Genomic DNA, 24,847 nt, shown 5'->3' with positions numbered 1-24,847 from the left:
CTCGCGGCAGGGATCCACAGAACGCTAGGCCTTGAGGGCGGCCAGCGCGTCGGTCCAGAGCCGCTGGTCGCGGGCTTCGCCCGGCTGCTTCATCTCAGCGAATTGGATGACCCCGGACCGGTCGATGACGAAGGTGCCGCGGTTGGAGAAACCGGCGTCGTCGTTGAACACTCCGTAGGCCTGGCTGACCGCGCCGTGCGGCCAGAAGTCCGACAGCACCGGAAACAGGAAGCCGCTTTCCATCGCCCACACTTTGTGCGTGGGCGGCGGGCCCACCGAAATGGCCAGCGCCACGCTGTCGTCGTTTTCGTAGTCGGGCAGGTGATCGCGCAACTGGTCGAGCTCGCCCTGGCAGATACCGGTGAAGGCCAGCGGGAAGAACACCAGCAGCACGTTCTTGGCCTCGTTTCCAGCCCGATATGCGCTCAAGGTGACCGGCTGCTGGTTCTGGTCGCGCAGGGTGAAGTCGGGCGCCGCGGTGCCGACCGTGAGCATTAGCGCCGCCCGGCCCGCGACTTCGGCTGCACCAACCGGCTGGCGCTCCAGTCGCCCAGATTGACCGACGACGTCGGCATCAGGCCGGCAGTGGGCGCCGATTCGGCGATCTCGGCGGGCAGCACGTGGCCGGGCCGGCCGGTTTTCGGTGTCAGCACCCAGATCACGCCGTCGTCGGCCAGCGGGGCGATCGCGTCCATCAAGGTGTCCACCAAGTCCCCATCGCCGTCACGCCACCACAACAAAACGACGTCGACGACTTCATCGGTGTCCTCGTCGAGTAGCTCGGCGCCGCACGCATCCTCGACGTCGGCGCGAATGTCGTCGTCGGTGTCCTCGTCCCAGCCCCACTCCTGGACAATTTGGTCTTTCTGGATGCCCAGTTTGCGGGCGTAGCTCGGGGCGTCATCCGCCGCGACCACAGGGGGACCTCCTTCTACCGACACACGCGCCGTGCGATGGCCACTATCGTCGCACAGCCCACCCCCAGCTGACACGACTGTGCCGTTGAACCCCCGCTCACGAATAAGCCAGGCAGGCGCGCACCGTTTTGGTTTTGGTGTCGTTGAGCTGATCGACGCGCTGGTTGAACTCACCCGTCGGGGCATGCGCCCGGATGGCGTTCGCGACGTCGCGGGCCGCGTCGACATAGGCGTTCAGCGAGTCACGCACCTGTCCGGACAGCGGCTCGCTGATGCTGCCGGCGACAACGTCGGCGCTGTTGTTGAGTGCATCGACGGCCGGGCCTTCGGCGGAGGCGGGGTCGCGGCCCTGATTGAACGCCCCGACAAAGGCATTCACCTTCTCGATTGCGTCCTTGCTGGTGTTGGCAAACGACTCGCAGGCCCGGATCACAGCTCGGGTTGTCAGCTGCTGCTGGCGCTGCGTCTCCCGAATCCGGGAGGTCGCCGAGGACGCCGACACCGACGCCGATACCGAGGCCCGGTAGGCGGGCGCCATTGCGGTGTCGACGGTGGGGCTGCCTTCGGTGACGGTGGTGCACCCGACGATGGCCATCAGCATCGCCGCGACGCAACCGAGTACCAGCGCGACGATCCGCCATCTTCGGGCGGCACGCCATCCGGTCAGCACAACGTGTGACGTTACCGGTTCCCGATTTCGCCCGCCTCGAGCCGCCGACTGCCGGTTGCGGACATCGTGTCGATAGCCCCTACGCGACGAGGCGTCCGGTGCGGCACGATAGGAGGGACAACGACCAAGCGGCGGCGGCGGGCATCGGCCACAAGCGGATACCCGCCACACACAAGGAGCAGCGAGTTGACTACCGAGTTCGTACGCCACGATCTGGCGAAAAACTCAAGCGGTACAAGCGAACCCGACCGGGTGCGGGTGATTCGCGAAGGTGTCGCGTCTTATCTGCCCGACATCGATCCTGAAGAGACCGCCGAATGGCTGGAATCCTTCGACGAACTGCTGTCGCGCTCCGGGCCTTCGCGAGCCCGCTACCTGATGTTGCGGCTGCTGGAACGCGCCGGCGAACAGCGCGTCTCGATTCCGGCGCTGACATCGACCGACTACGTCAACACCATCCCCACCGAGCTCGAACCATGGTTCCCCGGCGACGAGGACGTCGAGCGCCGCTATCGGGCCTGGATCCGGTGGAACGCGGCGATCATGGTGCACCGAGCGCAACGGCCGGGCGTTGGTGTGGGCGGCCACATTTCGACCTACGCCTCCTCTGCCGCACTCTACGAGGTCGGCTTCAACCACTTCTTCCGCGGCAAGTCGCATCCCGGCGGCGGCGACCACGTGTTCATCCAGGGCCACGCCTCCCCCGGCATCTACGCGCGCGCTTACTTGGAAGGCCGGTTGACCGCCGACCAACTCGACGGATTTCGCCAAGAACACAGTCACCCTGGCGGCGGGCTGCCCTCCTACCCGCATCCACGGCTGATGCCCGACTTCTGGGAATTCCCCACCGTGTCGATGGGCCTGGGCCCGATGAACGCCATCTACCAGGCTCGATTCAACCATTACCTGCGCGATCGGGGCATCAAAGACACCTCCGACCAGCACGTGTGGTGCTTTCTGGGCGACGGCGAAATGGACGAGCCCGAGAGCCGCGGCCTGCTGCACATCGGCGCGCTGGATGGTCTGGACAACCTCACCTTCGTGATCAACTGCAACCTGCAGCGTCTCGACGGCCCGGTGCGCGGCAACGGCAAGATCATCCAGGAGTTGGAGTCGTTCTTCCGGGGCGCCGGCTGGAACGTCATCAAGGTGGTGTGGGGACGCGAATGGGACGCGCTGCTGCACGCCGACCGGGACGGCGCGTTGGTCAACCTGATGAACGTCACGCCCGACGGCGACTACCAGACTTACAAGGCCAACGACGGCGGCTATGTCCGCAACCACTTCTTCGGGCGCGACCCGCGCACCAAAGCATTGGTGGAAAACCTGACCGACCAAGAGATCTGGAACCTCAAGCGCGGGGGTCACGACTACCGCAAGGTCTACGCCGCCTACCGTGCCGCGATGGAACACAAGGGCCAGCCGACCGTGATCCTGGCCAAAACCATCAAGGGCTACAGCCTGGGCAGCTACTTCGCCGGCCGCAACGCCACCCACCAGATGAAGAAGTTCCGGTTGGACGACCTCAAAGATTTCCGTGACGAGATGCGGATTCCGGTCTCCGACGCGCAGTTGGAGGAAGACCCGTACCTGCCGCCGTACTACCACCCCGGGCCGGACGCACCGGAGATCCGCTACCTGCTCGACCGGCGTCGTACCCTCGGTGGCTTCATCCCCGAGCGCCGGACCAAGTCCACGGCGCTGCCGTTACCTGGCCGCGACACCTACAAATCGCTGAAGAAGGGCTCCGGCAGCCAAGAGGTCGCCACCACCATGGCGACTGTGCGCACCTTCCGGGAAATCTTGCGCGACAAAGAAATCGGTCGACGGATAGTCCCGATCATCCCCGACGAGGCGCGCACCTTCGGGATGGACTCCTGGTTCCCCTCGCTGAAGATCTACAACCCCAACGGTCAGCTGTACACCTCGGTCGACGCCGATCTGATGCTGGCTTACAAAGAAAGCGAGTCCGGGCAGATGCTCCACGAGGGCATCAACGAAGCCGGGTCGGCGGCCTGCTTCACCGCGGTCGGCACCTCGTATGCGACGCACAACGAGCCGATGATCCCGATCTACATCTTCTATTCGATGTTCGGTTTTCAGCGCACCGGCGACGGCCTGTGGGCGGCCGGCGACCAGATGGCCCGCGGGTTTCTGCTCGGCGCCACCGCGGGGCGTACGACGCTGACCGGCGAGGGATTACAACATGCCGACGGCCATTCGATGCTGCTGGCGACCACCAACCCGGCTGTGGTGTCCTACGACCCCGCGTTTGCCTATGAGGTCGCCTACGTCATCGAAAGCGGGCTGGCCCGCATGTTCGGCGAGAACCCGGAAAACGTCTTCTTCTATATCACCATCTACAACGAACCGTATGTGCAGCCGCCGGAGCCCGAGCACTTCGACCCCGAGGGCCTGCTGCGCGGCATTTACCGCTACCGGGCCGCCACCGAGCCGCGCGCCAACACCGCGCACATCCTGGCCTCGGGGGTGGCGATGCCGTCGGCGCTGACCGCCGCCGACATGCTCTCCTCGGAGTGGGATGTCGCCGCCGACGTGTGGTCCGTCACCAGCTGGAGCGAGCTGAACCGGGACGGAATCGTCATTGCCAAGGAAAGGCTGCGCCATCCCGACCGTCCGGCCGGCACGCCGTACGTGACCCAGGTGTTGTCCCACGCCCTCGCGGACAAGGCCGGCCCCGTCGTCGCGGTGTCGGACTGGATGCGCGCGGTGCCCGAGCAGATCCGGCCCTGGGTGCCGGGCACCTACGTCACGCTGGGCACCGACGGATTCGGCTTCTCCGATACCCGGCCCGCCGCGCGGCGCTACTTCAACACCGACGCCGAGTCGCAAGTCGTCGCGGTCCTCGAGGCGCTGGCCCGGGGCGGCGAGATCGATCCATCGGTGCCGGTCGCTGCGGCGCGCCAGTACAAGATCGACGACGTGCAGGCCGCACCGGCGCAGACTTCGGATCCCGGCGTGGCATAGCAGCTCGCTGAGCCCACGGGCCCGGGTCGCGCTTGGCGAAAACATCCATAAAAGTGGCGTAGCTTTTAGGGGTGGCCGACAAGGATATTGGGCAGTTTGTCCTGCCGCGCTCAACGCTCGAGCTACTGGACACCGTGCCGGAGTCGCTGCTGAGGCGGCTCAAGCAGTACTCCGGGCGGCTGGCCACCGAGGCGGTCTCGGCGATGCACGACCGGTTGCCGTTCTTCGCCGACCTGGAGGCCTCTCAGCGCGCCAGCGTCGCGCTGGTGGTCCAGACCGCGGTGGTGAACTTCGTCGAGTGGATGGGCGACCCGCGCAGCAACGTCAGCTACACCGCGCAGGCGTTCGAGCTGGTGCCCCAGGAACTGACACGCCGAATCGCGCTGCGAGACACCGTCGACATGGTGCGGGTCACGATGGAGTTCTTCGAGGAAGTCGTCCCGATGGTGGCCCGCTCGGAAGAGCAGGTCACCGCGCTGACGGTCGGGATTCTGAAGTACAGCCGCGACCTGGCCTTCACCGCCGCCACGGCGTATGCCGACGCGGCCGAAGCCCGCGGCACCTGGGACAGCCGGATGGAGGCCAGCGTCGTGGACGCGGTGGTGCGCGGCGACACCGGCCCCGAGCTGTTGTCCAGGTCGGCCGCGCTGAATTGGGACACCACCGCGCCGGCGACGGTAGTAGTAGGGACACCCGCGCCGGGACGGGAAAACCATGCCAGCCAGGATGTCCGGGATATCGCCACCCGTCACGGCCGCGCCGCGCTCACCGACGTGCACGGCACCTGGCTGGTGGCGATCGTGTCCGGCCAGCTCACCCCGACCGAGAAGTTCTTCGGCGATCTGCTGAACGCGTTCTCCGCCGGCCCGGTGGTGATCGGGCCGACGGCGCCGATGCTGACCGCTGCCTATCACAGCGCCAGTGAGGCCATCTCCGGGATGAACGCGGTAGCCGGCTGGACCGGCGCGCCGCGCCCGGTGCTGGCGCGGGAACTGCTGCCTGAACGCGCGCTGATGGGCGACGCCTCGGCCATCGCCGCGTTGCATACCGACGTGATGCGGCCGCTCGCCGATGCCGGGCCTACCCTCACCGAGACGTTGGACGCCTATCTGGATTGCGGCGGCGCGATCGAGGCCTGCGCGCGCACATTGTTCGTTCATCCAAACACGGTGCGCTACCGCCTTCGGCGTATCGCCGACTTCACCGGGCGGGACCCCACGCAGCCCAGGGATGCCTATGTACTCCGGATAGCCGCTACGGTGGGGCATCTCGCCTATCAGGCGCAGCACAACAGCATCACCAGTAACACTGTGACGCCCGTCACCACCCCGGTGGTAAAAGACCTGGTCGAACCGTCGGCGGCCCACCGGGTGGACTGACGAGGTTGCGACGCGATCTCAAACATGTCGCATCCGAGGCTGTTTTGTAGGGTCCCGACAAAAACCTAAGACAAGGTTCATAATCTCTTACACCGCGCAAAGTCGTCTTCACAGTGTTCTCTTAAACACGTGATTGCGTTACTTGCCCCCGGACAGGGATCGCAGACTCCCGGAATGCTGTCGCCGTGGCTTGAGCTGCCCGGCGCCGCGGACCAGATTGCCTCGTGGTCGACGGCCAGCGGCCTGGACCTCGCCCGGTTGGGCAGCACGGCGTCGGCAGAGGAGATCACCGACACCGCGGTGACCCAGCCGCTGGTCGTGGCGGCCACCCTGCTCGCCCATCAGGAGCTGACCCGACGCGATGAGCTCGGCGAGACCGACCTCATCGTGGCCGGCCACTCGGTCGGCGAAATTGCCGCCTACGCGATCGCCGGCGTGATCTCGGCTGATGAAGCCGTCTCGCTGGCCGCCACCCGCGGCGCCGAGATGGCCAAGGCATGCGCCCTCGAGCCGACCGGCATGTCCGCGGTGCTCGGTGGAGATGAGGCCGAGGTTCTGAACCGGCTCGAGCAACTCGACCTGGTCGCTGCCAACCGCAACGCTGCCGGCCAGATCGTCGCCGCGGGTCGATTGACCGCGTTGGACAAGCTCGCCGAAGACCCGCCTGCCAAGGCGCGGGTGCGTGCACTCGGTGTCGCCGGGGCCTTCCACACCGATTTCATGGCCTCCGCCCTACAGGGTTACGCCGCAGCGGCGGCGAAGGTCACGCCGGCCGAGCCGACCGCGACATTGCTGTCAAACCGCGACGGAAAACCGGTATCGTCGGCGACCGACGCGATGGAGAAGCTCGTCGCGCAACTGACCCGACCGGTGCGCTGGGATTTGTGCACCGAGACGCTGCGTCAGCACGATGTCACGGCGATCGTCGAGTTCCCGCCCGCGGGCACTTTGGCCGGTATCGCCAAACGCGAACTTCGTGGGACTCCGACGCGCGCCGTCAAGTCCCCCGCAGACCTGGACGGCTTAGCCGAGGCGTAACGCAGCCGGAGCTGTAAACCCCGCCAGTACAACCGCATATCGCACGTTTCATCACCAGTAACACAACCATTACGAAGGGAATCTCACCGTGGCTGTCAGCCAGCAAGAAATCATCGCCGGAATCGCCGAAATCATCGAAGAGGTGACCGGCATCGAGCCCTCCGAGATCACGCCGGAGAAGTCGTTCGTCGACGACCTGGACATCGACTCGCTGTCGATGGTCGAGATCGCCGTGCAGACCGAGGACAAGTACGGCGTCAAGATCCCCGACGAGGACCTCGCCGGTCTGCGTACCGTCGGTGACGTTGTCGACTACATCCAGAAGCTCGAGGAAGAGAACCCCGAGGCCGCCCAGGCGCTGCGCGCCAAGCTGGAGTCGGAGAACCCCGAGACGGTCGAGTCGGTCCGCTCCAGGATGGAAGCCGACAGCAAGTGACCAAGCCTTCCACTGCTAACGGCGGTTACCCCAGTGTTGTGGTAACCGCCGTCGAGGCCACCACATCGATCGCGGCGGACATCGACGGCACGTGGAAGGGTTTGTTGGCCGGCGAGAGTGGCATCCACGTCCTCAAGGGCGATTTCACCGAAAAATGGGACTTGGCGGTGAAGATCGGCGGCCAGCTCAAGGACCCAGTCGATGATCACATGGGCCGGCTGGACCTGCGCCGCATGTCGTATGTCCAGCGGATGTCTAAGCTGCTCAGCGGGCGGCTCTGGGAGAACGCCGGCAGCCCGGAGGTCGACCCGGACCGGTTCGGCGTGGTTATCGGCACCGGCCTGGGTGGCGGCGAGAAGATCGTCGAGACCTATGACCTGATGAACGAGGGCGGCCCGCGCAAGGTGTCACCGCTGGCCGTGCAGATGATCATGCCCAACGGTGCGGCTGCGGTCGCCGGTCTGCAACTCGGCGCTCGCGCCGGGGTGATGACCCCGGTGTCGGCCTGTTCGTCGGGGTCGGAGGCCATCGCCCACGCCTGGCGCCAGATCGTCATGGGTGACGCCGACATCGCCGTCTGCGGTGGTGTGGAAGGCGGCATCGAGGCGCTGCCGATCGCGGCTTTCTCGATGATGCGCGCCATGTCGACCCGCAACGACGAGCCCGAGAAGGCGTCGCGGCCATTCGACAAGAACCGCGACGGGTTCGTGTTCGGCGAGGCCGGTGCGCTGATGATCATCGAGACCGAGGAGCACGCCAAGGCTCGCGGCGCCAAGCCGCTGGCCCGGTTGATGGGCGCCGGAATCACCTCGGACGCCTACCACATGGTGGCGCCCGCGCCGGACGGCCTGAGGGCCGGTCGTGCGATGACCCGGTCGCTGGAGTTGGCAGGCCTGTCCGCCAAGGACGTCGACCACGTCAACGCGCACGGGACGGCCACCCCGATCGGTGACACCGCCGAGGCCAACGCCATCCGGGTCGCCGGGTGCGAACATGCCGCGGTGTACGCGCCGAAGTCGGCGCTGGGTCACTCCATCGGCGCGGTCGGTGCGCTCGAGTCGGTGTTGACGGTGCTGTCGCTGCGCGACGGCGTCATCCCGCCAACGCTGAACTACGAGACTCCGGACCCGGAGATTGAGCTGGACGTGGTCGCGGGCGAACCCCGTTACGGCGACTACCAATACGCCATCAACAACTCGTTCGGGTTCGGCGGGCACAACGTGGCGCTCGCCTTCGGGCGTTACTAAAGCACGATGTCCGGCGACGATGCGGGCCAAACGGGCCGAGGAGGAGCCGGACAAGTAGGAAAGGAAACGGCCGGGGGGCCTTAAAGCTATGACAGAGCTCGTTACGGGGAAAGCGTTCCCCAATGTGGTGGTCACCGGCGTTGCCATGACTACGGCCCTCGCATCCGACGTGGAGAACACGTGGAAGATGCTGCTAGACGGTCAAAGTGGCATCCGTCAGCTCGACGACCCGTTCGTGGCGGAGTACGACCTGCCGGTGCGCATCGGCGGACACCTCGTCGAGGAATTCGACAGTCAGTTGAACCGCGTCGAGAACCGCCGGATGGGCTACCTGCAGAAGATGGCCACCGTGCTGGGTCGGCGGGTGTGGGAAAACGCCGGTGCACCCGAGGTGGACACCACCCGGTTGGCGGTGTCCATCGGCACGGGCATGGGATCCACCGAGGAGCTGGTCTTCGGCTACGACGACATGCGCGCACGCGGCATGAAGGCGTTCAACCCACTGGTCGTGCAGATGTACATGCCCAACGGTGCTTCGGCGGCAGTCGGGCTGGAAAGGCATGCCAAGGCGGGGGTGATGGCGCCGGTATCGGCGTGTGCGTCCGGTTCGGAGGGCATCGCCCGTGCCTGGCAGCAGATCGTGCTCGGTGAGGCCGACGTGGCGATCTGCGGTGGTGTCGAGACCAGGATCGAGGCCGTGCCGATCGCGGCATTCGCCTCGATGCGCATTGTGCTGTCGAAGAATAACGACGACCCGGCCGGTGCCTGCCGCCCGTTCGACAAGGACCGCGACGGTTTCGTCTTCGGTGAAGGCGGCGCACTGCTGGTCATCGAGACCGAAGAGCACGCTAAGGCGCGCGGCGCCAACATCCTGGCCCGACTGATGGGGGCCAGCGTCACCTCCGACGGTTTCCACATGGTCGCGCCGGACCCCAACGGCGAACGCGCCGGCCATGCGATGACGCGGGCGATCCAACTCGCTGACCTGACACCGGGCGACATCGACCACGTCAACGCCCACGCCACCGGTACCTCGGTCGGTGACATTGCCGAGAGCAAGGCGATCAACAACGCGTTGGGGCCCCATGGCGCAAACGCGGCGGTGTACGCGCCCAAGTCCGCGCTCGGCCACTCGGTCGGCGCCGTCGGTGCGGTGGAGTCGATCCTGACGGTGCTGGCGCTGCGCGATCAGATCGTGCCGCCGACGCTGAACCTGGTCAACCTCGACCCCGAGGTCGACCTGGATGTGGTGGCCGGCAAGCCGCGACCGGGCGACTACAAGTACGCGATCAACAACTCGTTCGGATTCGGCGGGCACAACGTCGCTTTGGCGTTCGGCCGGTACTGATTCCGAGCACCCATCGAGGAGGAGACCTGCGATGACGATCATGGCCCCGGATACGGTTGGCGAGTCGCTCGATCCCCGCGATCCGCTGCTGCGCCTGAGCGCGTTCTTCGACGACGACAGCGTCGAGTTGCTCCACGAACGGGACCGCTCGGGAGTCTTGGCCGCCGCAGGCACCGTCAACGGGGTGCGCACCGTCGCGTTCTGCACCGACGGCACCGTGATGGGCGGCGCCATGGGCATCGAAGGCTGCACCCACATCGTCAATGCCTACGACACGGCCATCGAAGAGCAGAGCCCGATCGTGGGCATCTGGCACTCCGGCGGTGCCCGGCTCGCCGAAGGTGTGCGCGCGCTGCACGCGGTCGGCATGGTGTTCGAGGCCATGATCCGTGCGTCGGGCTACATCCCGCAGATCTCCGTAGTGGTCGGCTTCGCCGCCGGCGGCGCCGCCTACGGGCCGGCGCTGACCGACGTCATCGTGATGGCTCCCGACAGCCGGGTGTTCGTCACCGGACCCGATGTGGTGCGCAGCGTCACTGGCGAGGACGTCGACATGGCCGCACTCGGTGGGCCAGACACCCACCACAAGAAGTCCGGGGTGTGCCACATCGTCGCCGATGACGAGCTCGACGCTTATGAGCGCGGCCGGCGGCTGGTCGGATTGTTCTGTCAGCAGGGGCATTTCGACCGTACCAAGGCCGAGGCCGAGGACACCGACCTGCACGCGCTGCTGCCGGAGTCGCCACGCCGGGCATACGACGTGCACCCGATTGTGACCGCGCTGCTCGACGACGACGCGCCGTTCGACGAGTTCCAGGCCAAGTGGGCACCGTCGATGGTGGTGGGCCTGGGCCGGTTGTCGGGCCGTACGGTTGGCGTGCTGGCGAACAACCCGCTGCGGTTGGGTGGCTGCCTGAACTCCGAAAGCGCGGAAAAGGCAGCGCGTTTCGTGCGATTGTGCGACGCATTCGGCATTCCGTTGGTGGTGATCGTCGACGTGCCCGGATATCTGCCCGGTGTCGGGCAGGAGTGGGGCGGCGTGGTGCGCCGCGGCGCCAAGCTGCTGCACGCGTTCGGCGAGGCCACCGTTCCGCGGGTTACCCTGGTCACCCGTAAGACCTACGGCGGGGCCTACATTGCGATGAACTCGCGTTCGCTCAACGCCACCAAGGTGTTCGCCTGGCCGGACGCCGAGGTCGCCGTGATGGGCGCCAAGGCCGCGGTGGGCATCCTGCACAAGAAGAAGCTGGCCGCCGCGGCCGACCATGAGCGCGAGGCACTGCATGACGAGCTGGCCGCCGAGCACGAGCGCATCGCCGGCGGCGTGGACAGCGCGATCGACATCGGCGTGGTCGACGAGAAGATCGACCCGGCGCACACCCGCAGCAAGATCACCGAAGCGCTGGCCGAGGCCCCCGCCCGCCGCGGCCGCCACAAAAACATCCCGCTGTAAATCTCGGCGATCTCCCCGCGAGCGTGCGTGTCCCCGGCCGACACGCCGACTTGAAACCCGGGTTTCCGCACGCTCGGCGCTAACTGAAACGCGACAAAAACTCCTCGGCCACCCCGACAACCTGCTCGCGATCCGACGCCACCAATCCGATCCGGGTCCGGCGATCGACGATGTCGTCGACGTCGAGCGCGCCCTCATTGGTAATGGCGAATTCGAATTCCGCGCGGACGACGTCGATGCCCTCGGCGACCGGTTCGGCGGGACGCTCACAGCCGGCGGTGGCGATGACGTTGGCTGCCTCCGCCCCGTAGCGCAAGACCAGCGACTCCGGCAGCCCCGCCATCGGCGGTACCGCCGAGCCGGGATTCGCCGGCGCGCCGACCAGGGGCAGGTGGCGGGTCCGGCACGCGCCGGCCGTCAGCCCACGCGCCTCGACGGCGCGGTCGAGCACGTCCTGGGCCATGTGCCGATATTCGGTGAGCTTGCCGCCGATGACGCTGAGGACGCCTGTCGGTGATTCGACGACCGCATGATCGCGCGAGATGTCGGCAGTGTGGCCGGCGCCGGTGTCGATCAGCGGTCGCAGTCCCGCGTAGGCCCCGATGACGTCGGAGGCGTCGAGTGTGGTCTCCAGCGCGGTGTTGACCGTTTCCAGCAGAAAGTCAACCTCAGTCGACGTCGGTTGCGGCACATCGGGAATCGGGCCGGGCGAATCTTCGTCGGTCAGTCCGAGGTAGACCCGGCCCAGCTGTTCGGGCATGGCGAACACAAAGCGGTTGAGTTCGCCCGGAATCGGAATTGTCAGCGCCGCAGTCGGATTGCCGAAGACCTCGGCGTCAAAGACCAGGTGTGTCCCGCGGCTGGGCCGCAGCTTCAACGCCTCATCGATTTCGCCGGCCCACACCCCGGTTGCGTTGATGACAGCGTGGGCCGATACGTCGAATGAATCGCCAGTGCGCTGATCGGTGAGCCGCACCGAGTCGCCGGTGGCCTCGGAGGCGGCCACATAGTTGAGGATTCGGGCGCCGTGCTGCGCTGCGGTGCGCGCGACCGCGGTGACCAGTCGGGCGTCGTCGATCAGTTGACCGTCGTAGGCCAGCAGGCCGCCGTCGAGGCCGTCGCGCCGCACGGTTAGGGCCATGTCGATGGCGCGCTGCGCGGTAATGCGTTGCGACCTCGGCAATACCGATGCCGGGGTGCCGGCCAGCTTGCGCAGCGCGTCGCCGGCCAGAAATCCGGCACGTACCAGCGCCCGTTCGGCGCGGCCCATCGACGGCAGCAACGGGACCAGTTGCGGCATTGCACTAACCAGGTGCGGCGCGTTGCGGGTCATCAGGATTCCGCGCTCGATGGCGCTGCGCCGGGCGATGCCCACGTTGCCGGTGGCCAGATAGCGCAGACCGCCGTGGACCAGCTTCGAACTCCACCGGCTGGTACCGAACGCGAAGTCGTGCTTCTCCACCAACGCCACCCGCAGCCCGCGCGAGGCGGCGTCCAGCGCGATACCGGTGCCGGTGATGCCGCCACCGATCACGACGAGATCCAGCGGCGCACCGTCGGCCAGGGCGGTCAGGTCGGCGGTACGGCGCGCGGCGTTGAGTGCAACTGACGTCACGACAGGTATCCGTTCAGTGCGTAGCGCAGCTCGCCGGCCAGCGCGTCGGCAGCCAGGATGGGCTGCACAATCTGGGCGGATTGGATCGTCGACTGGGTGATCAGCAGGACCATCGCCGCGAGGCGGCGTGGGTCGCCCGGACGCACACTGCCGTCACGTTGGGCCCCATTGAGGTTCGCGGCGAGCGTGTCGATGAGCGCCTGCTGGCTGGTGCCAAGTCGCTGGGTGAGGTAGGTGATAGCCAGTTCTGAGCGCAGCACCGCCATGATCAGCTCGTCGTCGCGCAGGCGGTCGGCCAGTGCGACCACCCGCTCTACCAACGCTTCACGGCCCTCGCCGGGAGCCGGTACCTCCTCGAGGGTGGCCGCAATATGCGCGGTGAGCAGGTCCGCCAGGATCGACTGGGTGTCCGGCCAGCGGCGATACACGGTCGGCCGGCTCACCCCGGCCCGGCGGGCAATCTCGGCCAGGGTCACCCGTTCCACACCGAAATCGCGGACGCAGCTGGCGGCGCCGGCCAATATCCGGTCGGCCACCGATACGTTACTGATTGACAGCATGTGTAATACTGTAACGCATGTCTGACGCGTTGCGCCCGCCGATGAAATGGAACGCTTGGGGCGACCCAACCGCAGCCACGCCCCTCTCCGACGGCATCCGGTCACTGCTCGAGCAGGCCCTCGGCGTGACGGACGCGGGCGGCACGGAACTGCAGGCCGACCAGGTACAGCTGCGCCCGTCGGCTCTCACCGACGATGATCGCGACGCGCTGGCCGCCATCGTGGGGGCCGGCTACTGCCTCGTCGATCACCGCGACCGACTCCTGCACGCCGGCGGCAAGTCGACGCTGGATCTGTTGCGGCGCAAGGATTCCAATGAGCAGGATGCACCCGACGCGGTGCTGTTGCCGGGTAGCGACGACGAGGTCGCCGCGATTCTGCAGTACTGCTCGCAGCACGGCATCGCCGTCGTCCCGTTCGGCGGCGGCACCAGTGTGGTCGGTGGACTTGACCCGATCCGCGGCGAATTCAGCGCCGTGGTGTCACTGGATCTGCGTCGCTTCGACCAGCTGCTGGCCCTCGACGAGGTATCCGGCGAAGCTGAGTTCGGCGCCGGAGTCACCGGTCCGGCGGCGGAGCGTCTGCTGGGCGAGCGCGGCTTCTCACTCGGACATTTCCCGCAAAGCTTCGAATTCGCCAGCCTGGGCGGATTTGCCGCGACGCGGTCGTCGGGCCAGGACTCGGCGGGATACGGGCGGTTCGACGACATGGTGCGCGGCCTGCGGGCGATCACCCCGGCGGGCGTACTGGACCTGGGCCGCGCCCCGCAATCGGCGGCCGGGCCGGATCTACGCCAACTGCTGATCGGCTCGGAGGGCGTCTTCGGCGTCATCACCCAGGTTCGGGTACGCGTTCATCCGGTGCCAGAAACCACTCGCTATGAGGCGTGGTCGTTCCCTGACTTCGCCACCGGCGCAGCGGCGCTGCGTGCGGTTACCCAAGCCGGCACCGGCCCGACGGTCATCCGGCTCTCGGACGAGGCCGAGACCGGCGTCAACCTCGCCACCACCGAGTCCATCGGCGAATCACAAATCACCGGGGGATGCCTGGCGATCACCATTTTCGAAGGGACGACGGCGCACGCCGAGAGCCGGCACGCCGAAACCCGGGCGGTGCTACAGGCACACGACGGGACATCGCTCGGCGAAGCGCCGGCGCGGGCCTGGGAACACGGCCGCTTTGGCGCGCCGTATCTGCGCGATTCGTTGCTGGCGGCGGGTGCGCTGTGCGAGACGCTCGAGACGGCCACCACCTGGTCGAACATCCCCGCGCTCAAGTCGGCCGTCACCGACGCCCTGACCGGCGCACTCGCAGAATCCGGCACGCCGGCACTGGTGCTGTGCCACATTTCGCATGTGTACGCCACCGGCGCGTCGCTGTACTTCACCGTCGTGGCGGGGCAACGCGGCAACCCGCTCGAGCAGTGGCGCGCCGCCAAGGCGGCCGCATCGGATGCGATCGTGGCGACCGGCGGGACGATAACCCATCACCACGCCGTCGGTGCCGATCACCGGCCCTGGATGGCCGACGAAGTGGGCGAGCTGGGCGTGCAGGTGTTGCGCGCGGTGAAGTCAACCCTTGACCCCGCTGGAATCCTCAACCCCGGCAAGCTGATTCCGTGACGCCCCCTCGTGAGATCGCCCGGGTGACAATGCTCACCAATCCGGCGTCGGGGCACGGAAACGCGCCGCATGCCACAGAGAAGGCGACCGCGCGACTTCAGCAGCGCGGTGTCGACGTGGTCGGAATCGTCGGCACCGACGCCGAACACGCCCGTCGCTTGCTGTGCGAGGCCCTCGACCGCGGCACCGACGCGCTGGTCGTCGTCGGCGGCGACGGGGTGATAGCCGATGCGCTACAGGCCTTGGCCGGCACCGGCATTCCGCTCGGAATCGTTCCGGCGGGAACCGGCAACGACCACGCCCGCGAATACCGGATTCCCACCAAGGACCCTGCGGCCGCCGCGGACGTCGTCGCCGACGGCTACACCGAAACCGTTGACCTGGGCCGCATCCGCGCCCGCAACGGCGTCGTCAAATGGTTCGGCACCGTCGCGGCAACCGGATTCGACTCGCTGGTGAGCGATCGGACCAATCGGATGCGCTGGCCGCGCGGGCGGATGCGCTACAACCTGGCGATGCTCGCCGAGCTCTCGCAATTGCGGCTGCTGCCGTTTCGGCTGGCATTCGACGGCGGCGAGGAGATCGTCACCGACCTCACCTTGGCAGCTTTCGGCAATACCCGTAGCTATGGCGGCGGGATGATGATCTGCCCCAACGCCGATCACGCCGACGGGAAACTCGACATCACGATGGTGCACTCTGCGTCACGTGCTCGGCTGATCCGGTTGTTCCCCACGGTCTACAAGGGCACCCATGTCAATCTCGACGAGGTGACCACGGCGCGTGCCGTGTCCGTCGAGGTCGACTCACCGGGCATCAACGCCTACGCCGACGGCGACTTCGCCTGCGCGCTGCCCGCCGAGATTTCAGCCGTTCCCGGCGCGCTGCAGATCCTGCGGCCGACTAACCCACTCCCCGGCTGAGCCAGGAGACCTCGGCGCCGTCACCGCCGTCGCGGTAGACCTCGAGAGCCTCATCCCATGCGGTGCCCAGTGCCGAATCCAACTCGGCAGCCAACGCGTCGGCGCCCGCGGCCATCATCGCGCGCAGCCGCATCTCGCCGACCATCACGTCGCCGTTGGCGCTCATCGCGCCGCTCCACAGTCCCAACTGCGGCGTATGGCTGAACCGCAGGCCGTCGACGCCGGGACTGGCGTCCTCGGTGACCTCGAACCGCAGCACTGACCAGGATCGCAGCGCATTGGCCAACCGCGCGCCGGTGCCAATCGGGCCGACCCAGTTGGTCACCGCGCGAAGTTGCCCGGGCATCGCCGGTTGCGGCGTCCAGGTCAGGTTCGCATTGGCTTCCAGAGTCGACGACAACGCCCACTCGACATGCGGGCACACCGCGGCCGGCGAAGCGTGGATGTACACCACGCCCGTCGCCGCGTCGGCGAACTGGTTCGACGCACGCATCTTGCTGCTCCTTCGGCTCCACGAGGGACGTCTTCCCCAACGGCCTGGTGAATCCGACGAGCATGCTGCAGATGAATTTGTGTCTCGCGTGTCTATTGTGCCTCGTGAGACCCCTGTTGCGCTAGTCCACCGCGTATTCCGATATCACGGCGTCGGAGAGCGCCGGCCACACGGGCAGCGCCCACTCCCCGAAATCCCGGTCGGTGAGGACAACCAGGGCCAGCTCAGCCTCTGGATCTGCCCAGATAAACGTGCCCGACTGGCCAAAATGCCCATAGGTTCGCGGCGAGTTCTCGCCGCCCGTCCAGTGCGGTGTTTTGGAGCTTTTGATCTCGAAACCCAGCCCCCAGTCGTTGGGCCGCTGCACGCCATATCCGGGTAGCACCCCATCCAGACCCGGGAACTGCACGGCGGTGGCCTCGGTGTGCATCTGCGCCGACACGAGCATCGGACACAACAGATCGGCGGCGAACACCGTCAAATCCGCCAGCGTCGATCTCACGCCGAACCCGGCTGCCTGCGCGCCGCCGTCCAGCGCGGTAGCCCTCATCCCCAGCGGCTCGAAGACCGCTTCGGTGAGGTACTGGCCGAACTCGATGCCTGACGCCTGCTGCACCGTCTCGGCCAGCACCGTGAACCCTTGGTTGGAGTACATCCGGCGGGCGCCGGGCTTGGCCAGCGTCTGATCGGAATGCATGGCCAAGCCGGAGGCGTGCGCCAGCAGGTGCCGCACGGTGGAACCGGGCGGGCCGGCCGCGGTGTCCAGGTCGACGACGCCCTCTTCGACGGCGATCTGGACGGCCCGGGCCACCAGCGGCTTGGTCACCGACGCCAGTTCGAATTGCCGAGCGGTGTCGCCTTGGGTAGCCACTGCGCCGGAGCGGTCAACGACCGCCGCGACGGCGGTGGGGACCGGCCAGTCGTCGAGCGCCTTGAGTGCAGCCATCGCGGCCGAGCCTAATAGGGACGGCCCGGCAACTGCGGCGACACCGAACACTAGGTTGGACGCCATGAGTCAGACAGTGCGCGGCGTGGTTTCACGAAAGAAGGGTGAACCGGTCGAGTTGGTCGACATCGTCATCCCCGACCCCGGCCCGGGCGAGGTGGTGGTCGACGTCACCGCCTGCGGGGTGTGCCACACCGACCTGACCTACCGTGAAGGCGGCATCAACGACGACTACCCGTTCCTGCTCGGGCATGAAGCGGCCGGCACCGTCGAATCGGTCGGGCCGGACGTGACTGCGGTGCAACCGGGCGACTTCGTGATCCTCAACTGGCGTGCGGTCTGCGGTCAGTGCCGCGCCTGCAAGCGCGGCCGACCGCATCTGTGCTTCGACACGTTCAACGCCGAACAGAGGATGACCTTGACCGACGCCACCGAGCTGACGCCGGCGCTGGGTATCGGGGCGTTCGCCGACAAAACGCTGGTGCACCAAGGACAGTGCACCAGAGTCGATCCGGCGGCCGACCCGGCGGTGGCCGGCCTGCTGGGCTGCGGCGTGATGGCGGGGCTGGGCGCGGCCATCAACACCGGAGCGCTCACCCGCGACGACACCGTTGCGGTGATCGGTTGTGGCGGTGTCGGTGACGCCGCGATCGCCGGGGCGGCGCTGGTCGGCGCACGCCGGATCATCGCCGTCGATACCGACAACGCCAAACTGGATTGGGCGCGCGGTTTCGGAGCGACCCACACCGTCAACGCGCGCGAACTCGACGTCGTCAAAACCATTCAGGACCTCACCGATGGGTTCGGCGCCAACGTGGTGATCGACGCCGTCGGTCGACCGGAAACCTGGGAGCAGGCGTTCTATGCCCGTGATCTCGCCGGAACTGTTGTGTTGGTGGGGGTTCCGACGCCTGACATGCGCATCGACATGCCGCTGGTGGACTTCTTCTCACATGGCGGGGCGCTGAAGTCGTCCTGGTACGGCGATTGCCTGCCCGAGCGTGACTTCCCCGCCCTGATCGATCTGTATTTGCAGGGCCGGTTACCGCTGGAGAAGTTCGTCTCCGAGCGCATCGGCCTCGGCGACGTCGAGGAGGCGTTCCACAAGATGCACGACGGTAAGGTGCTGCGCTCGGTGGTGATGTTGTGATCGAGCGCGTGGTCACCACCGGAACCTTCGAACTCGACGGCGGCAGTTGGGAAGTCGACAACAACATCTGGGTCGTCGGTGACGACTCCGACGTCGTGGTTTTCGATGCAGCGCACACTGCAGCGCCGATCGTCCAGGCCGTCGCCGGGCGCAACGTCGTGGCAGTCGTGTGCACGCACGGCCACAACGACCACGTGACCGTCGCTCCGGAGTTGGGCCAAACTCTCGACGCGCCGGTGCTGCTGCATCCCGCCGACGACATGTTGTGGCGAATGACCCACCCCGACAAGGACTTCCGTGCTATTGCCGATGGGGATACGCTGAGTGTCGCCGGAACGGAGCTGAGAGCACTGCACACCCCGGGTCACTCCCCCGGCTCGGTGTGCTGGTATGCCCCGGACTTGGGCGCGGTGTTCAGCGGCGACACGCTGTTCCAGGGCGGGCCGGGCGCGACCGGCCGCTCGTTCTCCGACTTCCCGACGATCCTGGAGTCGATCTCGAGCCGGCTGGGCACATTGCCCGGCGACACCGTGGTGTACACCGGCCACGGCGACACCACCACCGTCGGCGACGAGATCGTGAATTACGACGATTGGGTGCCCCGCGGCCACTAAGCGCTCGGCGAGCGTGCGCAAAACCGGGGATCCTCCGTATTTGAACCTGGGACTCGCACTCGCGCCAAAAGGGGGGCCAAAGGGGACTAGCGTCGCTATCTATGGCCACCAACCTCTTCGCCACCGTGCCCGACCTGACCGGAAAGCTGGCCGTGGTCACCGGATCCAACAGCGGCCTGGGATTCGGGCTGGCCCGCCGGCTGTCGGCGGCCGGCGCCGACGTCGTGATGGCGATCCGCAACCGCGCCAAGGGTGAGGCCGCGATCGAGGAGATCCGCCGCACGGTTCCGGATGCCAAGCTGACCATCAAGGCGCTCGATTTGTCGTCGCTGGCCGGCGTCGCCGCCCTGGGCGAGCAGCTCAACTCCGAAGGGCGTCCCATCGACATCCTGATCAACAACGCCGGTGTGATGACCCCGCCGACCCGCGACACCACCGCCGACGGATTCGAATTACAGTTCGGCAGCAATCATCTCGGCCACTTCACGCTCACCGCGCACCTGCTGCCGCTACTGCGTGCGGCCGATCGAGCCCGCGTCGTCTCGCTGAGCAGCATCGCCGCCCGCCGTGGTCGTATCCACTTCGACGACCTGCAGTTCGAGAGGTCCTACACCCCGATGGGGTCCTACGGGCAATCCAAGCTGGCGGTGCTGATGTTCGCCCGCGAGTTGGACCGCCGCAGCCGCGAAGCCGGCTGGGGCATCCTCTCCAATGCGGCGCACCCCGGGTTGACCAAGACCAACCTGCAGATCAGTGGTCCCTCCCACGGCCGGGCCAAGCCGTCGATGATGGAGCGCTTTTACAAGCTGTCGTGGCGGCTGACTCCGTTTCTTTGGCAGGAAATCGACGAAGGCATCCTGCCCGCGCTGTATGCGGCCACCGCCCCCGACGCCGAAGGCGGCGCGTTCTACGGGCCGCGCGGTATCTACGAGGCCGCCGGTGGCGGCGTGATCAACGCCAAGGTCCCGGCCCGCGCCCGCGACGACGCCGACAGCCGACGCCTCTGGGAAATCTCCGAACAACTCACCGGGGTCTGTTATCCGAATGCCTGAATCCAGCATCGTCGTCCGGCCCGAGCCGATGGAGAGCGAGACCTACACTCCGTCGTCGCGGCTGCGGGCCGCAGGCCTTGCGCCGGCCGTCGCGCTGTTCGAACAAGCCGCCGAAACGGTACCGCTGCCGGAACCGCCGCACCCGATCGTCATCGTCGACTACGGCGCGGCGACCGGACACAATTCGCTGTTGCCGATGTCGGCGGCAATCGCAGCCATCCGCCGCCGCACCCCACCCGAGCATGCCGTGCAGGTCACCCACACTGACCTGCCCGACAACGACTTCACCGCGCTGTTTCGCACCCTCGCCGAAGACCCGGACAGCTACCTGCATAAGGACTCGGCGAGCTTCGCCTCGGCCATCGGCCGCTCGTTTTACGGTCAGCTCCTACCGTCGCAGAGCGTCACGCTGGGTTGGACGTCCTGGGCGACCATGTGGCTGAGCCGATCCCCGACCGGTGTCGACGACCATGTCCAGGTCGCCTACAGCAGCGACGACGCCGCCCGGGCGGCATATGAACACCAGGCCGCCCAGGACTGGCAGGCGTTCCTGGCACTCCGGGGCCGCGAGCTGGCCACCGGCGGGCGGTTGGTGGTGCTGACGATGGCCGTCGGCGACGACGGTGAATTCGGCTACCGGCCGTTGGTGCACGCAATCGTCGCGGGCCTGGGCGATCAGGTCCGCGACGGGTTGCTGCGCGACGAGGAACTGCGGCGCATGATCATCCCCACCTTTGCCCGCACCGAGAAGGACTTTCGGGCGCCGTTCGCGCCCAAGGGCCGCTTCGAGGGCATGTCAATCGAGCATCTGGAAGTGTTCAACGCCGAGGACCGGTTCTGGGCCCGATACCAGGTCGACCATGACGCCGCAGCGTACGGCGCGCAATGGGCGACGTTCGCGCGGACAGCGATTTTCCCGACGTTGGCCGGCTGGCTCGACGGTGGTACCGACGACCCGCGGGCAGCCGATTTCGTCGCGCATCTGGAAGCCGCCGTCGCGGCGCGGCTCTCCGCTGCGCCCGAGCAGATGCAGATGCCGCTGGCCTCGGTGGTCGTGGTCAAGCACGGACGGTCGCACTGACGCCCCCGGTTTGGATTCCTTCGGCCAGCGGGTAACCGTCGACCAAGAATCGGACAAGGCTCACCGAAACAAGCCCTGAGCCCAACGGGATGGAAATGGTGATGAGCAAAGACGACGACGAACGAACCCGGGCCGAAAAATACGCTGACGAAGACAGCGCCGACGACCAAGAGCAGAAAATGACCGAGGCGCCCGATGTCACCGATGAGCACAAAGAAAAAGCCGCCGAAATGATGAAGTCTTACGACGATCAGCGCCCGACGGCCGTCATGCCCGGGTCTGAGGGGACCATCACAGGAACCGCGGTCAACGAGTGGCTCGACGACGAGGGCAACCCGAAGTTCGCCGACGACGCCAAAGAAGACGCGCCGAAAGAGGACGCCCCGAAAGAGGACAGCTAGCTAGCTGCCAGGGGACGGCGGCTGCGGCAGGAACCGCGGGAAGCCGGGAACTCTCGGGATCACGGCGGCTTGCGACGACGTCGGCGCCTGGGTGGTGGTCGGGGCCTGCGTAGTCGTTGGTGCCTGCGTGGTGGTCGGCGCCTTGGTGGTTGTGGTCGGTGGTTGAGTAGTCGTGGTCGGCGCCGGTGTCGTCGTGGATGGCGAGGGCGACGGCGGGGTGCTGGATTCTGTCGACGGCGCCGATGAACTGTCCGGCGCCTGCGACGGCGCGGAGATTTCGGTCCCGGGTCCGGGGGCTGCCGATTCCGGTGTGGTGCTGACACCCGGCGCCGGGGTTGTCGGTGCGCCGGGCGTGTGGCGCAGCGTGATCAGAATGGCGGCCCCGATGGCCAATACCAGCAACGCGGTGCCGATGATCACCACCGCCGGCCGCCGATACCAGGGCATCGCCGCGGCTCCGGCGGGGCGGGCCGCGTGGTCGACGGCGGGCTGTGGCCGGGCGGATGTCGCGGGGGCGCTGCTGCCCGCTGCCGGGTACTCGCCGGTGAGAAGCGGCATGATGGCGGAGGCGTCGTCGGCCTCAGACCAGGCCAGCGCCGGCTCTGGGCCAGGGCCCGGGTCTGCTTCGGCCATCGTGGTGACATCGGGGATCGGTCCGGCCTCGGTGACAGCCGGCGCCAACGCCGTCGCGCCGGTGTCTCCAGGACCTCGGATGGCCTGAAGCGCCGCGCCGACGGCAGCGGCCAACTGTGGCCGCGCCGCCGTGATGACCCGGGCGCGTAGGTGTTCCGACAGCGTCGTGGTGATGGCCGGGATGCTTGCACCGCCGCCTACCGTGGCGACTGCGGCCACGTCACGAATCCCGTTGCGCTGTAAGGCTTGCTGAACCACAGCGACGAACGCGTCCAACGGGCGGCGGATCGCGTCGTCGAGTTCGGTTCGGGTGAGCTGGATATCGCCGCGAGATCCGGGCAGATCCGCGGTCAGCGTGGTGGCCGCGGCCGATGAGAGTTCTTCTTTGGCGTGTCGGCACGCAGCACGCAGCCGGGTCATCGACCCGATCTCGGAGGTTTCCGAGGTGTCGAGCGAGCCCGCCGCCGACAGGTCAGCCACAACGCGGCTGAGCAGCGCCTCGTCGATCGCGTCGCCGGAGAACTCGGTGTGCCGCGCGGTCGGTGCGACGGGCTGGTAGCCGTTGGCGGCATCGACCAGAGTGAGGCTGGTGCCGCTACCGCCGAAATCGCACACCGCGATGATGCCGCGGCCCGGCAACCCCGGGTCGGACTGCAGGGCGGTCAGCGCGGCCAGGTAGTCCGGAAGCAACGTCAATCCGCCCGCCCACTCGGGCACCCGGCCCAGCGCAGCCTGCAACGCGTCCACCGCCGCCGGCGCCCAGTGCGCCGGATAGGCGACGGCGATCGCTTCGGGCAGAGCGCGACCATCGGTCGCGGTGTAGGCCAATGCCCGCAGGCTGTCGGCGAGTACGGTCTCGCTGCGATGCGTGGAGCCGTCAGCTGCCACTATGGCGGCCGGATCGCCCACCCGGTCGACGAAGTCGGTGATGACCAGGCCGCGTTCGGTCAGCTTCGGGTTCTCCGATGGCACACCCACTTCGGCCGGGCGCTGCGGATACCGCGTCAGCACCGGCTTGCGGGTCACCGCTCGATTGGCGGTCACGGCCGCAAGGTTGGTGGCGCCCACCGACAGACCTACCGCCGGTCGTTGTCCGTTTGCCATGCCCACCCTCAATATCTGCCGGCGCGCCCGCGCACACCGCCCCCCAATTTATAGGCAGCGGGGATCAGCGAATCGTGCCGGCTCCGGCGATCAGCGGAAGGTCGAGCGCGGTCACCCAGCCCGGAGAGCGTTCGTTGACGGCCGGCACCGCGTTGAGCGCGCGCATCCCCGTCGCCAGACACCCCGCCGTCGCCGCATCGCGTCCGGAACCGTCGGTGAACCGAAAGGCGGTCTCCTGAAAGATGCTCGGCGTTCCTTCGATGTCGACCCGGTAGACGTCGTCCTTGGTGCCCGACGGCCAATCCGGGGCGGCATCGTGCCCGATGCGGTTGACGTGTTCGAGTTGGATTCGCGTCCGGCCCTGGTAGATGCCGTTGATGGTGAACCGGACCGCCGCGACATGGCCGGGCGCGATGATGCCTTTGGCGGTCTTGCGCTCGGTGGGAGTCACCCACTTGTCCCACGTGGTGGTGATTTCGTCGAGCATGATGCCGGCAGCGTGGGCGATCATCGGGACGGTGGCGCCCCAGGCGAAGATCAGCACATCTCGGTTCTCCAGCACCGGGCGAAAGTCAGGCGCACGACCGATGCCCATCTCGTTTTCGTAGTCGCCGGTGTAGTTGGTGTAGTCGAGCAGCTCGGACGCCCGCACGGTGTGCACCTCCGAGCACAGACCCATCAGCGTCATCGGGAACAGGTCGTTGGCGAATCCCGGGTCGATGCCCGTGGTGAAACACGACGACTCACCCAGCTCGCAGGCCTCGGTGATCGGCTGAATCCAGTTGGGCGGATTGAGGTGCATGGTCGGCCAGACCCAGGGCGTCATCGCGGTAGAGCAGACGTCGATGCCGGCGCGCAGAAACCGCGTCATCAAAGCGATGTTGGCCTCGGCGTGCGCGGCTGTCGGCCCGTAGTGCACCAGCGCGTCCGGCTGCAGCGCAATCAGCGCGTCGGCGTCGTCACTGGCGGTGATGCCGACCCGCTCGGCCATCCCGCAGATGTCACCGACGTCGCGGCCCACCTTCCCGGGACTGCTGACACCCACGCCCACCAGTTCGAACTGTGGGTGCTTGACGATTTCGGCGATCACCATCTTGCCGATGAACCCGGTACCCCACAGCACAACCCTTTTTGGACTTCGTTCTGGCATCTGTCACCTCTCCGCTCGTGTCCGGCT

23 protein-coding genes are annotated in these 24,847 nt (G+C 67.2%); 14 read left to right on the top strand and 9 right to left on the bottom strand.

Annotated elements, in window-relative coordinates:
• Positions 1 to 24 precede the first annotated feature (24 nt).
• The 3 genes from AC5Y42_RS22960 to AC5Y42_RS22950 all read right to left on the bottom strand — a co-directional run bounded on the left by AC5Y42_RS22960 (position 25) and on the right by AC5Y42_RS22950 (position 1,587).
• The gene (locus tag AC5Y42_RS22960) at positions 25 to 495 is read right to left on the bottom strand and encodes a peroxiredoxin (RefSeq protein ID WP_499900864.1); all 471 of its coding nucleotides are present in this window, start codon (positions 493 to 495) and stop codon (positions 25 to 27) included.
• Positions 495 to 917, bottom strand: a complete 423-nt coding sequence (locus AC5Y42_RS22955) for a DUF3052 domain-containing protein (RefSeq protein ID WP_499884227.1) — start codon at positions 915 to 917, stop codon at positions 495 to 497. Before AC5Y42_RS22955 ends, AC5Y42_RS22960 begins: the two co-directional genes overlap by 1 nt.
• Positions 918 to 1,014: 97 nt before the next feature.
• Positions 1,015 to 1,587 (bottom strand): Rv2240c family protein, encoded by a 573-nt coding sequence (locus AC5Y42_RS22950; RefSeq protein WP_499900863.1) that lies wholly within the window; start codon positions 1,585 to 1,587, stop codon positions 1,015 to 1,017.
• A 186-nt stretch (positions 1,588 to 1,773) separates the two neighbouring features.
• Between AC5Y42_RS22950 and aceE the strand changes: the two genes are divergently transcribed.
• From aceE to AC5Y42_RS22915, 7 genes are all read left to right on the top strand, one after another.
• Positions 1,774 to 4,575 carry a pyruvate dehydrogenase (acetyl-transferring), homodimeric type gene (gene aceE, locus AC5Y42_RS22945; protein WP_499900862.1) on the top strand — a complete coding sequence of 934 codons (2,802 nt, stop codon included), beginning with the start codon at positions 1,774 to 1,776 and terminating at the stop codon, positions 4,573 to 4,575.
• Positions 4,576 to 4,646: 71 nt separating this feature from the next.
• Complete coding sequence (locus AC5Y42_RS22940) at positions 4,647 to 5,954, top strand: PucR family transcriptional regulator (RefSeq protein WP_499900861.1); 1,308 nt, start codon at positions 4,647 to 4,649, stop codon at positions 5,952 to 5,954.
• Positions 5,955 to 6,083: 129 nt separating this feature from the next.
• The gene (locus tag AC5Y42_RS22935; protein WP_499900860.1) at positions 6,084 to 6,992 is read left to right on the top strand and encodes an ACP S-malonyltransferase; all 909 of its coding nucleotides are present in this window, start codon (positions 6,084 to 6,086) and stop codon (positions 6,990 to 6,992) included.
• Positions 6,993 to 7,080: 88 nt separating this feature from the next.
• Positions 7,081 to 7,428 carry a meromycolate extension acyl carrier protein AcpM gene (acpM, locus tag AC5Y42_RS22930; RefSeq protein WP_499900859.1) on the top strand — a complete coding sequence of 116 codons (348 nt, stop codon included), beginning with the start codon at positions 7,081 to 7,083 and terminating at the stop codon, positions 7,426 to 7,428.
• Positions 7,425 to 8,675 (top strand): 3-oxoacyl-ACP synthase KasA, encoded by a 1,251-nt coding sequence (kasA, locus tag AC5Y42_RS22925; protein ID WP_499900858.1) that lies wholly within the window; start codon positions 7,425 to 7,427, stop codon positions 8,673 to 8,675. Before acpM ends, kasA begins: the two co-directional genes overlap by 4 nt.
• A gap of 88 nt (positions 8,676 to 8,763) precedes the next feature.
• On the top strand, positions 8,764 to 10,023 hold the full coding sequence (gene kasB, locus AC5Y42_RS22920; protein ID WP_499900857.1) for a 3-oxoacyl-ACP synthase KasB: 1,260 nt from the start codon (positions 8,764 to 8,766) through the stop codon (positions 10,021 to 10,023).
• A 31-nt stretch (positions 10,024 to 10,054) separates the two neighbouring features.
• Complete coding sequence (locus AC5Y42_RS22915) at positions 10,055 to 11,476, top strand: acyl-CoA carboxylase subunit beta (protein ID WP_499900856.1); 1,422 nt, start codon at positions 10,055 to 10,057, stop codon at positions 11,474 to 11,476.
• Positions 11,477 to 11,555: 79 nt separating this feature from the next.
• Here AC5Y42_RS22915 and AC5Y42_RS22910 read toward each other — a convergent pair whose 3' ends face one another.
• Both AC5Y42_RS22910 and AC5Y42_RS22905 read right to left on the bottom strand, forming a co-directional pair.
• Positions 11,556 to 13,100: a glycerol-3-phosphate dehydrogenase/oxidase gene (locus AC5Y42_RS22910; protein WP_499900867.1), complete on the bottom strand. Its 1,545-nt coding sequence runs from the start codon at positions 13,098 to 13,100 to the stop codon at positions 11,556 to 11,558.
• A complete protein-coding gene (locus AC5Y42_RS22905) occupies positions 13,088 to 13,651 on the bottom strand; it encodes a TetR/AcrR family transcriptional regulator (protein WP_499900855.1) in 564 nt (187 codons plus the stop codon). Before AC5Y42_RS22905 ends, AC5Y42_RS22910 begins: the two co-directional genes overlap by 13 nt.
• A gap of 41 nt (positions 13,652 to 13,692) precedes the next feature.
• On the opposite strand from AC5Y42_RS22905, the gene AC5Y42_RS22900 reads away from it, so the two are divergent.
• Positions 13,693 to 15,273, top strand: coding sequence for an FAD-binding oxidoreductase (locus tag AC5Y42_RS22900; RefSeq protein WP_499900866.1), 1,581 nt, complete (start codon positions 13,693 to 13,695; stop codon positions 15,271 to 15,273).
• On the top strand, positions 15,270 to 16,196 hold the full coding sequence (locus tag AC5Y42_RS22895) for a diacylglycerol kinase (protein WP_499900854.1): 927 nt from the start codon (positions 15,270 to 15,272) through the stop codon (positions 16,194 to 16,196). Before AC5Y42_RS22900 ends, AC5Y42_RS22895 begins: the two co-directional genes overlap by 4 nt.
• Here AC5Y42_RS22895 and AC5Y42_RS22890 read toward each other — a convergent pair.
• Positions 16,177 to 16,689, bottom strand: coding sequence for a DUF3145 domain-containing protein (locus tag AC5Y42_RS22890; RefSeq protein ID WP_499900853.1), 513 nt, complete (start codon positions 16,687 to 16,689; stop codon positions 16,177 to 16,179). The two genes, AC5Y42_RS22895 and AC5Y42_RS22890, sit on opposite strands and share 20 nt — an antisense overlap.
• A 121-nt stretch (positions 16,690 to 16,810) precedes the next feature.
• The gene (locus AC5Y42_RS22885) at positions 16,811 to 17,635 is read right to left on the bottom strand and encodes a serine hydrolase domain-containing protein (RefSeq protein WP_499900865.1); all 825 of its coding nucleotides are present in this window, start codon (positions 17,633 to 17,635) and stop codon (positions 16,811 to 16,813) included.
• Positions 17,636 to 17,699: 64 nt separating this feature from the next.
• On the opposite strand from AC5Y42_RS22885, the gene AC5Y42_RS22880 reads away from it, so the two are divergent.
• The 5 genes from AC5Y42_RS22880 (at position 17,700) to AC5Y42_RS22860 (ending at position 21,933) form a co-directional block, all read left to right on the top strand.
• Positions 17,700 to 18,785, top strand: coding sequence for an S-(hydroxymethyl)mycothiol dehydrogenase (locus AC5Y42_RS22880; RefSeq protein ID WP_499900852.1), 1,086 nt, complete (start codon positions 17,700 to 17,702; stop codon positions 18,783 to 18,785).
• Complete coding sequence (locus AC5Y42_RS22875) at positions 18,782 to 19,399, top strand: MBL fold metallo-hydrolase (protein WP_499900851.1); 618 nt, start codon at positions 18,782 to 18,784, stop codon at positions 19,397 to 19,399. Before AC5Y42_RS22880 ends, AC5Y42_RS22875 begins: the two co-directional genes overlap by 4 nt.
• A gap of 101 nt (positions 19,400 to 19,500) precedes the next feature.
• Positions 19,501 to 20,451 (top strand): SDR family oxidoreductase, encoded by a 951-nt coding sequence (locus AC5Y42_RS22870; RefSeq protein ID WP_499900850.1) that lies wholly within the window; start codon positions 19,501 to 19,503, stop codon positions 20,449 to 20,451.
• The gene (locus AC5Y42_RS22865) at positions 20,444 to 21,532 is read left to right on the top strand and encodes a class I SAM-dependent methyltransferase (protein WP_499900849.1); all 1,089 of its coding nucleotides are present in this window, start codon (positions 20,444 to 20,446) and stop codon (positions 21,530 to 21,532) included. Before AC5Y42_RS22870 ends, AC5Y42_RS22865 begins: the two co-directional genes overlap by 8 nt.
• Positions 21,533 to 21,633: 101 nt before the next feature.
• The gene (locus AC5Y42_RS22860) at positions 21,634 to 21,933 is read left to right on the top strand and encodes a hypothetical protein (RefSeq protein ID WP_499900848.1); all 300 of its coding nucleotides are present in this window, start codon (positions 21,634 to 21,636) and stop codon (positions 21,931 to 21,933) included.
• Here AC5Y42_RS22860 and AC5Y42_RS22855 read toward each other — a convergent pair whose 3' ends face one another.
• Complete coding sequence (locus AC5Y42_RS22855; RefSeq protein ID WP_499900847.1) at positions 21,934 to 23,670, bottom strand: Hsp70 family protein; 1,737 nt, start codon at positions 23,668 to 23,670, stop codon at positions 21,934 to 21,936. It abuts the gene before it with no gap.
• 64 nt (positions 23,671 to 23,734) lie between these two features.
• The gene (locus tag AC5Y42_RS22850) at positions 23,735 to 24,820 is read right to left on the bottom strand and encodes an NAD(P)H-dependent amine dehydrogenase family protein (RefSeq protein WP_499900846.1); all 1,086 of its coding nucleotides are present in this window, start codon (positions 24,818 to 24,820) and stop codon (positions 23,735 to 23,737) included.
• Positions 24,821 to 24,847 lie beyond the last annotated feature (27 nt).

It is taken from the genome of Mycobacterium sp. NGS48 (assembly GCF_059812585.1).
This window is presented reverse-complemented; position numbering and strand designations above follow the sequence as displayed.